The sequence below is a fragment of the Serratia sp. P2ACOL2 genome (assembly GCF_003691565.1).
GTDB classification, from domain to species: Bacteria; Pseudomonadota; Gammaproteobacteria; order Enterobacterales; family Enterobacteriaceae; genus Serratia; species Serratia liquefaciens.
The window spans coordinates 271792-283974 of sequence record NZ_CP033162.1 but is presented as its reverse complement, the minus strand read 5'-3'; the positions used below and the strand labels follow the sequence as shown (position 1 = coordinate 283974).

Annotated in this window: 13 protein-coding genes and 1 pseudogene; 10 read left to right on the top strand and 4 right to left on the bottom strand. The window is 54.5% G+C overall.

What is annotated here, in order from left to right:
* Window positions 1-378 precede the first annotated feature (378 nt).
* From treR to EBA31_RS01415, 5 genes and pseudogenes are all read left to right on the top strand, one after another.
* A complete protein-coding gene (gene treR / locus EBA31_RS01435; RefSeq protein WP_122076816.1) occupies window positions 379-1326 on the top strand; it encodes a trehalose operon repressor TreR in 948 nt (315 codons plus the stop codon).
* 208 nt (window positions 1327-1534) lie between these two features.
* On the top strand, window positions 1535-1819 hold the full coding sequence (locus EBA31_RS01430; RefSeq protein ID WP_122076813.1) for a pyocin: 285 nt from the start codon (window positions 1535-1537) through the stop codon (window positions 1817-1819).
* Window positions 1816-2088 (top strand): hypothetical protein, encoded by a 273-nt coding sequence (locus tag EBA31_RS01425; protein WP_122076809.1) that lies wholly within the window; start codon window positions 1816-1818, stop codon window positions 2086-2088. The genes EBA31_RS01430 and EBA31_RS01425 overlap by 4 nt, the downstream gene beginning before the upstream one ends.
* 53 nt (window positions 2089-2141) lie before the next feature.
* A pseudogene (locus tag EBA31_RS01420) lies at window positions 2142-2660 on the top strand (colicin D domain-containing protein).
* Window positions 2657-2920 carry a colicin immunity domain-containing protein gene (locus tag EBA31_RS01415; protein ID WP_122076806.1) on the top strand — a complete coding sequence of 88 codons (264 nt, stop codon included), beginning with the start codon at window positions 2657-2659 and terminating at the stop codon, window positions 2918-2920. Before EBA31_RS01420 ends, EBA31_RS01415 begins: the two are co-directional and overlap by 4 nt.
* Before the next feature lie 90 nt (window positions 2921-3010).
* Here the strand turns inward: EBA31_RS01415 and EBA31_RS01410 are convergent, their stop codons facing one another.
* Window positions 3011-3424, bottom strand: a complete 414-nt coding sequence (locus tag EBA31_RS01410) for an Exc2 family lipoprotein (RefSeq protein ID WP_122076803.1) — start codon at window positions 3422-3424, stop codon at window positions 3011-3013.
* A 334-nt stretch (window positions 3425-3758) separates the two neighbouring features.
* Between EBA31_RS01410 and treB the strand changes: the two genes are divergently transcribed.
* Together treB and treC are read left to right on the top strand one after the other, a co-directional pair.
* Window positions 3759-5174, top strand: a complete 1416-nt coding sequence (gene treB, locus EBA31_RS01405; RefSeq protein WP_020824992.1) for a PTS trehalose transporter subunit IIBC — start codon at window positions 3759-3761, stop codon at window positions 5172-5174.
* Between the two features lie 56 nt (window positions 5175-5230).
* Complete coding sequence (treC, locus tag EBA31_RS01400; RefSeq protein WP_122076798.1) at window positions 5231-6895, top strand: alpha,alpha-phosphotrehalase; 1665 nt, start codon at window positions 5231-5233, stop codon at window positions 6893-6895.
* A gap of 28 nt (window positions 6896-6923) precedes the next feature.
* Here the strand turns inward: treC and EBA31_RS01395 are convergent, their stop codons facing one another.
* The gene (locus EBA31_RS01395; RefSeq protein ID WP_048762834.1) at window positions 6924-7448 is read right to left on the bottom strand and encodes an NAD(P)H-dependent oxidoreductase; all 525 of its coding nucleotides are present in this window, start codon (window positions 7446-7448) and stop codon (window positions 6924-6926) included.
* A gap of 104 nt (window positions 7449-7552) precedes the next feature.
* Between EBA31_RS01395 and EBA31_RS01390 the strand changes: the two genes are divergently transcribed.
* From EBA31_RS01390 to nrdG, 3 genes are all read left to right on the top strand, one after another.
* A complete protein-coding gene (locus tag EBA31_RS01390; RefSeq protein WP_020824989.1) occupies window positions 7553-8461 on the top strand; it encodes a LysR family transcriptional regulator in 909 nt (302 codons plus the stop codon).
* Between the two features lie 283 nt (window positions 8462-8744).
* A complete protein-coding gene (nrdD, locus tag EBA31_RS01385; RefSeq protein ID WP_020824988.1) occupies window positions 8745-10883 on the top strand; it encodes an anaerobic ribonucleoside-triphosphate reductase in 2139 nt (712 codons plus the stop codon).
* A 173-nt stretch (window positions 10884-11056) separates the two neighbouring features.
* Entirely contained in the window at window positions 11057-11521 is a 465-nt protein-coding gene (nrdG, locus tag EBA31_RS01380; protein WP_046374631.1) for an anaerobic ribonucleoside-triphosphate reductase-activating protein, read from the top strand.
* Here the strand turns inward: nrdG and EBA31_RS01375 are convergent.
* Both EBA31_RS01375 and EBA31_RS01370 read right to left on the bottom strand, forming a co-directional pair.
* The gene (locus EBA31_RS01375; protein ID WP_122076795.1) at window positions 11518-11802 is read right to left on the bottom strand and encodes a type II toxin-antitoxin system RelE/ParE family toxin; all 285 of its coding nucleotides are present in this window, start codon (window positions 11800-11802) and stop codon (window positions 11518-11520) included. The two genes, nrdG and EBA31_RS01375, sit on opposite strands and share 4 nt — an antisense overlap.
* Before the next feature lie 8 nt (window positions 11803-11810).
* Entirely contained in the window at window positions 11811-12098 is a 288-nt protein-coding gene (locus tag EBA31_RS01370; RefSeq protein WP_122076792.1) for a type II toxin-antitoxin system RelB/DinJ family antitoxin, read from the bottom strand.
* Window positions 12099-12183 lie beyond the last annotated feature (85 nt).

The window sequence follows — 12183 nt, the reverse complement described above, 5'->3', positions numbered from 1 at the left end:
TGAACGCGGGATCGCTCCCAACCGGGCTTTTGGATGTGCCAAAAAGCCTCTGCCGGGGCAGATCCTGTTTTTTTAAAAGCAGCAGGAGCGAACGACGGGCGTGCGCTACCGGTTACCGTTTACTTCACCGGTAAAACAGCAGCGCAAAGCGAGCAGGTTTTACCGGATCACCGAGTGGGTGTCTAACGGGGTCGGATCGGGATCCATACGGGTGATAACCTCCGGTAAATGAAAAGATCGAACGACAAGAGCGGCCGTTCAGCGCAGCACATAAATCCCTGCATAGCGTCAAGATCCGTTGCGGAAAATAAGCTATGCTGACGGGCATTCAGCGTAGGCCGCCAGTCTACGCCTTTTAACCTCAACGAAAAGTAAACCATGCAAAACCGGCTGACCATCAAGGACATCGCACGCCTGAGCGGCGTAGGCAAATCCACCGTATCACGCGTGCTGAACAACGAAGGCAGCGTGAGCCCGCAAACCCGCGAACGGGTGGAAGCGGTGATCCGTCAGCAGGGGTTTACCCCGTCCAAATCGGCGCGCGCCATGCGCGGCCAGAGCGATAAAGTGGTCGGCATCATCGTTTCCCGTCTCGATTCGCCATCCGAGAACCAGGCGGTACGCACCATGCTGCCGCTGCTGTATCAGCACGGTTTCGACCCTATAGTGATGGAAAGCCAGTTTGAAACCCGGCTGGTGGAAGAGCATCTGCATGTCCTTCAACAGCGCAACGTCGACGGGGTGATCCTGTTTGGCTTCACCGGCCTGACGGCGGCCATGCTCAGCCCATGGCAAGAAAAGATGGTGGTGCTGGCGCGGGAATACGACGGTTTTTCCTCGGTGTGCTACGACGACGACGGCGCCGTACGGCTGTTGATGGAACGCCTGCACCAGCAGGGGCATCGCCATATCAGTTATTTGGGGGTGCAACTGTCGGATGCCACCACCGGTTTGCGCCGCCACCAGGCCTATCTGGACGCCTGCCGCCAACGGAGGATTTCCCCCCATGTGGCCTTGGGTGAATTGAGTTATCAGAGCGGCTTCCAGCTGGCTGCCTCAGCCATCGAACCACAGACCACCGCGCTGGTATGCGCCTCCGATACCATCGCCCTCGGTGCCATCAAATACCTGCAACAGCAGCATATTACGCCGCTGCAGGTGTGCGGCATCGGTAACACCCCGTTGCTTAACTTCTTGTTCCCCGAAACGTTCTCGGTCGATCTCGGCTACGGCAGCGCCGGACTGCAGGCTGCGCAACAGCTGCTGGGCCAGCTCAGCGGCGAACAGGGTATCCGTCAGATCATCGTGCCAAGCAAACTCGCCTGACGGCGGGTGGGTTTGTTTACCCGGATAAATTCCCCAGCCTAAAATACCCTGTTGGTGCTCACACCCAGTGAGCGTCACTTCATCGCTATTTTTTTTGTCTCCGCCACCACACAACAACCGGTAGTCGACCGCCTTCACCCATCTAATTAAATTACTGTTCATACATACAGTTATCGCTGTGTGTTTTAGCGGTTTTTCAGCACACGGAATGTGTACCTCCCCAGACCTGCCATTCAGGAGCAACGGAGGTAAGGGTGAACTGCAGCCCACCGATATCGACAAGCGTTTTTACACCCATGAGATCAGGGAGCTTGAAAGATACCGTAATCTAGATGTTGAAGATGGCAAACTTCCCTATAATTCTGGGGAGGTATGGAATAATACTCACACGGCAACTTTAGAGGATTATCAATTAGGTAATGATGAGGCTCTTTTATATACACGAGAAGCTTTAGAGGCTGCTGAAGAACAAGATTTGAGGATGTTAAAATGATTGATCTAGAACGCTTAGCGAACGAAGAAAAAATTTCTGATGTCATTGCCTTTTTAGTAAGAAGAGAAGGCGGATTTGGTTACCCACAAATGGACAGGTTCTTTAGTCGCCACAATTTTTCAGTAATTGAAAATGGTGAGTTTATGCGAGCATTCGAACAATTACGTCAGAATGGTGTTGTGATGTGGGGAGATAAAATGCTTGTTAAAAAAGGCCCCAACTGGAAAGAGCAAAAATTCGTGACCGAGAAAAAATACGGCATCGAATAACATTCTGCGTTTTACAAAAAATTAATTTTCAGCAAAGCCCAACAATTTCTCATTTGTTGGGCTTTTTAATTAATACAATCGTCTTATTCTGTCCATTTATTTATCCTCCCCATGCCGGTACCTATGTCAGACATGCGGACAGCATTGTTGTTACGACCTTCCCTGCAGACGTCGTCCAGGATTTACAGGATTTTATCTTGTGGCTGCCGGATGCGTCTGAATCAGGCGTTGAAGCTCTCTATGTGATGGTCAGTGATCCACTTGACTCTGGGCGTTTTACGCGTAAACAATTGGACAAGAAATTTAAGCATGCTAGTGACTTTGGTATTGCCGACACGAAAAAAAATAGCGTAACGTTGACTCAATATCGCGACGCAATTGAAGCACACTTGAAGGACAGAGATACTGTGAAAAAATGAACATATCGACGGGAAAAGGAATCTAAAGTTTACTTCAACCCCAAAAATATGATGGTTGTAATCATAAAAGCCAATGGCGATTTTCTCTCCGGATGGAAAATAAACCCCGATGCGGATAATGGTCGAATTTATTTAGAGACAGGTGACTTATGAACAAAATGGCGATAATTGAATTAGCCAGGGATTTTTTGAACTCAAAAGTTAATGCACTTAAATTTTCTGAAGAAATATGTATTGAAAGACGTAAATTATATGGAATTGATCAGGACAAGAGTGTTTTGAACTGTGGAGAGGAACTATTTATGGTGGCTGAGATTTATAATCCAGATTCAGATCGCGCTGATTATGAACTGGATGAGTCTGGATTAAGAAAAGAAGTCAAAGCGACCCTGGAGAAATTCAATCTACTTTAACCCTCACCAATTTCCGAATAAAATAATTGAAACAATGCCCAATAAGCTCTAGTTTATTGGGCACTTTCATTAGTAGCTTATTTATCCCCCTCAAGGCCGGCCTTCGTAACCATCCCAGTAGGTGGCCACGGCGGAATCCAGCAAGATCTGGCGTTGTTTTTGCGGGTTATCCACTGAATATTGCTGATTGATAAATCGCCCTTTCTTCCCCATGTCACTGAGGAATTCTGGGCTGCGGAAATAGGCTTCCTGCTGCTGTGCCTGTTGCTGCGTTAAGCCCTTGGCCCGATCGGCTTTGCCCATTTGGTAAAACTGGTCAAAGAATGGGATAGCCGCTTTTATCGAGTCTGGGATTTGGGTTCGCATTTCGGGGGAGAAATCCTCACGTGCCAACTGATAAACCGCATGTTTGGCGTGGCGTTCCGGGCTACTTTTTTGACTGGTACAGGCGCTCAGGAGCAGCGCGGTAAAGACAAAAAGCAGTCGAGGCAATGTCAAAGTCATCATTCTTCCTTGAAAAAAGTCCGTGGTAATAGCACTCGTATAGCGTATTGGTTTTGAAAACACGGGCGTGAGTGCCGCTGATTTCAATCAACTTATTGATTGTTAAGGCTGACAGTATAGCCAGCGTTGCATCAGTTCAAGATAATATTACGGAATGTTTCGCCCCGCTCTCAAATTTCCCCTGTTCAACAAGTGGTCATTTTTTTATCGTTTTGTGATCCTCGCCCCAAACCGGGAACGTTCCCATTCCATAAAAAAAGCGAAATGACTAAGCTTTGATCATCACTCCAACAACACCTCTGCGGCAGTCTCATACCAAGAAAGGTATCTAATAATGGGCAAAGTAAAACAGCAGGATATCGATCGCCTGATTGTGCTGGTGGGCGGGCGCGAGAATATCGCCACCGTCAGCCATTGCATTACCAGGCTGCGTTTCGTTCTCAACGACACAAGTCTTGCCAAACCAAAAGAAATCGAAGAGCTGCCAATGGTCAAAGGCTGCTTCACCAATGCCGGGCAGTTCCAGGTAGTGATTGGCCCGGAGGTCGGTGATTATTATCAGGCGTTGATTGCCACCACCGGCGTCAACGAGGCCGATAAAGAACAGGCCAAGGTGGCTGCGCGCCAGAACATGACCTGGAGCGAGCGCGCTATCTCCCACTTCGCCGAAATCTTCTTCCCGCTGCTGCCGGCGCTGATCAGCGGCGGTTTAATCCTCGGCTTCCGCAACGTGATCGGCGACATCCCGATGTCCGGCGGCCAAACGCTGGCGCAAATGCACCCGGCGTGGAAAACCATTTACGACTTCCTGTGGCTGCTCGGTGAAGCCATCTTCATGTTCCTGCCGGTCGCCATCTGTTGGTCAACGGTGAAAAAAATGGGCGGCACGCCGGTGCTTGGCATCGTGCTGGGCGTCACGCTGGTGTCGCCGCAGTTGATGAACTCCTATCAGCTCGGCCAGCAGATCCCGGAAGTGTGGAACTTCGGCTGGTTCACCATCCAGAAAGTCGGCTATCAGGCGCAGGTGATCCCGTCCATGCTGGCCGGTATGGCACTGGGCTGGATTGAAACCCGTTTGAAAAAGATCGTGCCGGATTACCTGTATCTGGTGGTAGTGCCGGTCGTTTCTCTGCTGCTGGCGGTGTTCCTGGCGCACGCCTTTATCGGCCCGTTCGGCCGCATGATTGGCGATGGCGTAGCCTGGGCGGTGAAAGCCGTCATGACCGGCAGCTTCGCGCCGATTGGGGCCGCGCTGTTTGGTTTCCTGTATGCCCCGCTGGTGATCACCGGCGTACATCAGACCACGCTGGCCATCGATATGCAGATGATCCAAAGCATGGGCGGCACGCCGGTTTGGCCACTGATTGCTCTGTCCAACATTGCGCAGGCATCTGCGGTGCTGGGTATCATCATCGTCAGCCGCAAGGCCAACGAACGTGAAATCTCGGTCCCGGCGGCAATCTCCGCCTACCTTGGCGTCACCGAACCGGCAATGTACGGGATCAACCTGAAATACCGTTTCCCTATGCTGTGCGCGATGATCGGCTCTGCCTTCGCCGGGCTGATCTGCGGCCTGGACGGCGTGATGGCCAACGGCATCGGCGTCGGCGGTTTGCCGGGCATCCTGTCGATCAAACCTCAGTTCTGGATGATTTACACGGTGGCGATCCTGGTGGCGGTGATTATCCCGCTGGTCCTGACCATGATGGTTTACAAACGCAAAGCCAGCCGCGGTGAGCTGCCGGTCTGATTAAAATGTAGGGGCCCGGCATGCCGGGCCCGTTGTCACGATTTAAAGGTATGACTATGAGCAATCCAATCCCCTGGTGGCAAAACGGCGTCATCTACCAAATCTACCCGAAGAGTTTTCAGGACAGCACCGGTAACGGCTACGGCGATCTGGCCGGTGTGACCCAGCGGCTGGACTATCTGCAGGAGCTGGGCGTCGATGCGATCTGGCTGACGCCGGTTTATGTCTCCCCACAGGTGGATAACGGTTATGACGTGGCGGACTACTGCGCCATCGATCCGGCCTACGGCACCATGGAGGATTTCGACCGACTGATTGCCGCCGCCCACCAGCGCAGCATCCGCATCGTCATGGATATGGTGTTCAACCACACTTCAACCGAGCACCCGTGGTTCAAAGCTTCGCAAGAACCGAACAGCCCTTTCCGCCAGTTCTACGTCTGGCGCGATGGCGAAGGTGATACCCCGCCGAACAACTGGCGTTCCAAATTTGGCGGTAATGCCTGGCAGTGGCATGCCGACAGCGGCCAGTATTACCTGCATCTGTTTGCCACCGAGCAGGCCGATCTCAACTGGGAACACCCGCCGGTCCGCGAAGAATTGAAGAAAGTGTGCCAGTTCTGGGCCGACAAAGGCGTCGACGGCCTGCGCCTCGACGTGATTAACCTGGTTTCCAAACAGCAGGATTTCCCGTCCGATCCCCAAGGGGACGGTCGCCGTTTCTATACCGACGGGCCGCGGATCCATGAGTTCCTGCAGGAAATGAGCCGCGACGTGTTCCAGCCGCGCGGCTTGATGACCGTGGGCGAAATGTCCTCCACCACCCTGGAGCATTGCCGGCAGTACGCTGCGCAAAGCGGTGAAGAGTTGTCGATGACCTTCAACTTCCATCATCTGAAAGTGGACTATGCCGGCGGCGAAAAATGGACGCTGGCGGCACCGGATTACGTTGAACTGAAACAGATTTTCCGCCACTGGCAGAAGGGCATGCACAACCAGGCCTGGAATGCGCTGTTCTGGTGTAACCACGATCAGCCGCGCATCGTTTCGCGCTTCGGCGATGAAGGCGAACTGCGAGTACCGGCCGCCAAAATGCTGGCGATGGTGCTGCACGGCATGCAGGGCACGCCTTATATTTATCAGGGCGAAGAGCTCGGCATGACCAATCCCGGCTTTAGCACCATCGGGCAGTACCGCGATGTGGAAAGCCTGAACATGTACGCCGAGCTGAGCTCCCAGGGCAAAAGTAACGCCGAATTGCTGGCGATCCTGGCCACTAAATCGCGCGATAACGGCCGCACGCCAATGCAGTGGAGTGCCGCGCCCAACGCCGGTTTCACCCAGGGAACCCCGTGGATTGGCTGTGCGGAAAACTACCCGCAAATCAATGCTGAAGCGGCACTGGCCGATCTGGACTCGGTGTTTTACGCCTACCGTCAGTTAATCACCCTGCGCAAGCAGTATCCGCTGTTGACCCACGGTGACTATCAGGATCTGGCGCCCAACCATCCGGCGCTGTGGTGCTACCAGCGCCGCTGGAACGGCCAACGCCTGCTGGTGGCGGCCAACCTCAGCCGCGAACCGCTGGCCTGGCAGGCGGAAGGCGTGGAACCTTCAGCGTTGTGGCGTCCGCTGATGAGCAATTACGCCGATGCGCCTACGCAACCGCAGGCCATCACCCTGCGCCCGTTCGAAGCGGTGTGGTGGTTGTTAGAGGACTAACCCCCAGGGTGCGGCCTCAGGCTGCGCCCTACTCTTTTTTCAACAGAGCCACCACTCCGGCGGCCTCTTGCGCCAGACGCTCATCGCTCATATCAAAGACGCCCTGCACCAGATGCGGCGGCAGATAATCCATGCCGGTCAGGTTGGCCATCGCATGGAACGGTCGCAGCAAATCCTCGACCGGATAGCGGTTATACCCTTCCGCCGTATAGGCCTGCTGATTGCCGCCGGTGGTGACCACCAGTTGCAAGGGCTTGCCATGCAGTTGGGTACCTTCACTGCCGTAGGCGAAACCGTGGGTTAATACCGCATCCTGCCACTCGCTGAGAATCGCCGGTGAGCTGTACCAATAGAACGGGAACAGCATCACCACCGCATCATGGTTTTGCAGCAGCTCTTGCTCACGCGCCACGTCGATTTGATAGTCCGGGTAAGCACGCATCAGTTCGTGGACAGTGACGTTAGGCAAAGGACGAAGCGCTTCGATCAGCGCTTTGTTGATGCGTGATTCGTCGGGAAAACGGTGGGCGGTCAACACTAAAATACGCGACATAAAGGATCCTTGATTAAGATTTGATAACGCATTTTTCCATTTCCAGCGCCCCGGGTGTAGGCTGTGAATCGTCACTTCAATTTCAACTGAAAGTATCAACCACTATGTCGCTGCCCTTTGACGTGCACCGCCTGCTGCCGGCCTTTCTCGCGGCCGCCCAGGCGCAGAATTTCTCCGCCGCCGCGCGCCAACTGGGCGTCACCCCGGCGGCAATCAGTAAAAATATTCGCGTGCTGGAAGAAAAGCTGGCGCTGCGGTTGTTCCAGCGTAATACCCACAATGTGGTGCTCACCGACGAAGGTAAGGCGCTGTTGCAGCAAGTCGCACCGCTATGGCAGGCGCTGTCCGCCACGCTGGAAACTGCCGGTAGCGCGCAGCAGGCACCTTCCGGCACGGTGCGCGTCAGCATGATCCCCGGCTTCGGCCGCCAGATCCTGATGCCGTTGATCCCGCAATTCCTAGAACGTTATCCGCAGATCGATCTCGATCTCTCACTGGATGCCCGCGTGGTTAATCTGGTGGGCGAAGGATTTGACGTCGGCATCGGCAGCCGGGTCGATCCCGACAGCCGGCTGGTGGCGCGGCCACTGTATCCGATGCAGATGGTTCTGGCGGCCTCGCCCGGCTATCTTGCGCAGCACGGCACGCCGCAGGATCCTGACGATCTGCTGCAACATAATTGTCTGCTGCACCGTAACCCGGCCACCGGCCGCAGCGTAAAATGGCCGTTGCATCGACATGGCGAAGCCAAAACGCTGGAGCTGCATGGCCGCCTGGTGGCCAGTCGGCCGGAGATGTTACTGGATGCGGCGCTGGCCGGCCTGGGCATCGTCTGTCTGGCGCGTTGGTATGCGGAGCATCACTTTGCGCAGGGTACCCTGCTGCCGGTGCTGGCAGAATGCTGGCCGCAGCCAACCCAACTGTGGTTGTACTATGCCTCGGCCGATCTGCCCCCGCGAGTGCGCGTCTGGGTTGAGTTCCTGCTCGAACATTTCCACTCTCGTCCGGCCTGAGCATTCAGGCCAAAATTAACGTCTGTACAGCTTACGCGCGCTCTTTCATTTTCTTTGTCCTACGTCAAAAGAACTCCACCAACATCTATATATAGTGCATTAAGAAACGACAGCAACTATATATAGTAGTTATCCACAAAATCATCCACACATCGCCTCAGCCCTTGCGTGCTGCGGCATTGCCCTGTGGATAAGCTGAAATCATACCGATACCCGCTAGCTTTCAGGCTGAAATCTGCAAGGCAGGGCATCAACGCTCCCTCGGGGAACAAGGAGTAACAACGTGAAACCAGTAGTGATTAAACGGGACGGTTGTCAGGTACCTTTTGACGAGGCACGTATTGGGCAAGCGATCGAGCGGGCCGCGCTGGCCGTGGGGATCGTCGATGCGGACTACTGCGCAACCGTCGCCCGCGTAGTCGCTCAACAGATATCACAGCAGCCGCGCGTCGATATCCATGAAATCCAGCGGGCAGTGGAAAACCAGCTTATGGCCGGCGAATACAAGCAGCTGGCGCGGGCCTATATTGAGTACCGTCACGATCGTGACGTTGCGCGTGAACTGCGTGGACGGTTGAACCAGGAGATCCGCGGCCTGGTCGAGCAAAGCAACGTGGCATTGCTCAATGAAAACGCCAATAAAGACAGCAAGGTGATCCCCACCCAGCGCGATCTGCTGGCCGGGATCGTCGCCAAGCACTATGCCAAGCAGCACATCCTGCCGCGTGACGTGGTGCTGGCCCATGAGCGAGGCGAGATCCACTACCACGATCTCGACTACTCGCCATTCTTCCCGATGTTCAACTGCATGCTGATCGACCTGAAGGGCATGCTGACCAACGGCTTCAAGATGGGTAACGCCGAGATTGAACCCCCGAAGTCGATCTCCACCGCTACCGCAGTGACCGCGCAAATCATCGCGCAGGTGGCCAGCCATATTTATGGCGGCACCACCATTAACCGTATCGACGAGATCCTGGCGCCGTTCGTCACCGAAAGCTTTAACAAACACCAGCAGGTCGCCGAACAGTGGCAGATCCCGGATGCGCAAGGCTATGCCATGGCGCGCACAGAAAAAGAGTGTTACGACGCCTTCCAGTCGCTGGAATACGAGGTCAACACCCTGCACACCGCCAATGGCCAGACGCCGTTCGTCACCTTCGGTTTCGGGCTGGGGACCTCTTGGGAATCACGCTTGATCCAACGTTCTATCCTGAGTAACCGCATTGCCGGGCTGGGCAAAAACCGTAAAACGGCTGTATTCCCTAAACTGGTGTTTGCCATCCGCGACGGCCTGAATCATCAGTACGGCGATCCGAATTACGACATCAAGCAGTTGGCGTTGGAGTGCGCCAGCAAACGCATGTATCCAGACATACTCAATTACGATCAGGTGGTGAAAGTCACCGGCTCGTTCAAAACGCCGATGGGCTGCCGCAGCTTCCTCGGCACTTACGAAGAAGAGGGCGAGCTGGTACACGATGGCCGCAACAATATCGGCGTGATCAGCCTGAACCTGCCGCGTATTGCGCTGGAGGCCATGGGCGATGAAAGCCGCTTCTGGGATCTGCTGGATCAGCGCTTGCTGCTGGCGAAAAAAGCGCTGATGACGCGCATTGCCCGGCTGGAAGGTATCAAGGCGCGCGTGGCCCCTATTTTGTATATGGAAGGCGCCTGCGGCGTACGCCTGAAGGCAGACGACAACATTGCCGAGATCTTCAAGAATGGCCGTGCCTCTATTTCGCTGGGTTACATCGGTCTGCATGAAACCATCAACGCCCTGTTCGGCAACGAACAACACGTATACGACGATGAAACGCTGCGCGCCAAGGCGATCGCCATCGTTGCGCACCTGCGGGCCGCCACGGAAAGTTGGAAAGCCGAGACCGGTTACGGCTTTAGCCTGTACAGCACGCCAAGCGAAAACCTGTGCGATCGCTTCTGCCGGCTCGATACCGCCGATTTCGGCGTGGTGTCTGGCGTGACCGACAAAGGCTATTACACCAACAGCTTCCACCTCGACGTAGAGAAAAAGGTCAATCCTTACGACAAGCTGGATTTTGAAGCCCCCTATCCGCCATTGGCCAACGGCGGTTTCATCTGTTACGGCGAATACCCGAACCTGCAGCACAACCTGAAAGCGCTCGAAGACGTGTGGGATTACAGCTACAGCCGCGTGCCCTATTACGGCACCAACACGCCCATCGATGAATGCTACGAGTGCGGCTTTACCGGAGAATTCTCTTGCACCAGCAAGGGCTTCACCTGCCCGAAATGCGGTAACCACGAGCCATCCAAGGTCTCCGTCACCCGCCGGGTGTGCGGCTATCTCGGCAGCCCGGACGCCAGGCCGTTCAATGCCGGCAAGCAAGAAGAGGTGAAACGCCGGGTGAAACACCTGGGGAACGGGCAGATCGGCTGAAGCAAAGATCGTCAAGCCTGCTGAGCATAAGTCTGTTCATCGGGCGTGATTGTCGCCGCCAATTTACCCTCGGCCAGCGCGGAAGAAACGGAGCGTACACGCAGTACGTGAGTATTCAGAGCACTGCCCGGGGGGAAAATGGCAAGTAAAATAGCCAGATGGGCAGACCTCGCATGAATTATCACCAGTATTACCCCATTGATGTCGTCAACGGCCCCGGCACCCGCTGCACGCTGTTTGTTGCCGGCTGCGTGCACCAGTGCCCTGGCTGCTACAACAAAAGTACCTGGCGGCTTAACTCCGGCCAGCCGTTTACCCAGACGATGGAAGACCGGTTGATTGCCGACCTGAACGATACGCGCATTCCGCGCCAGGGGCTGTCGCTGTCCGGTGGCGATCCCCTGCACCCCGCCAACGTCGCGGCGGTGCTGCAACTGGTGAAACGGGTGCGTGCCGAATGCCCGGGCAAGGATATCTGGCTGTGGACCGGCTACCGGCTGGCGGAGCTGGATGCGCAGCAAATGCAGATAGTGGACAGGATTAACGTGTTGATTGACGGAAAGTTTGTGCAGGACTTAAAAGATCCGGCGCTGATTTGGCGCGGCAGCGCTAATCAGGTGGTGCATAAGCTGCGTTAGTTCTCTATGTCGGGGAGTTTCTCTCGTTGATGAGCAACGGCTAAAACCTTAATCACGTCGTCGACAACAACGTATAAAACTAATAACGAAGCCTGGCTGACCAATAACTTACGCGCCTGTCTGTACCAAATTTTACCGAGTTCAGGGTAATCCAACAGGCGCTTCACTGCCTTATCAATCTCAGCATCAGCCTGCTCAGCAGCCTGTGGATTAAAAGGATAGAGAAAATCAAAAATACGTTCCCTGTCCCGTAGCGCTTCTTCATCCCATTCGACACGCATAACGATCCTTATTTTCGGTCGTATTTCGCTCGGACTTTTGCCTTAAAGGCATCCATGTTTTCATCAACCTGTTGCTGGTCAAGATAGACCGCACTTCCTTCATGCAAACGGGCAAAAGCGGCATCAACCTTTTCTTTCAACCAATTTTCATGTTGCTCAGTGGCCCGTTGCTCATCCGCCATTTGCTCAGCCAAACGTCGACACGCCTCACTCAAAGTGATCCCCTTGGCTTCTGCGGCTTTCTGCGCCAAACGTTTAGTCTCATCCTCAATGCGAAACTGGATACGGCTTTCCATCTTGATACTCCTGCATTCGCTCAATATTTAACAACTGAAAACCTGCCAACGTTAGCACATTTGTGACAACGCAAATACGAATGAA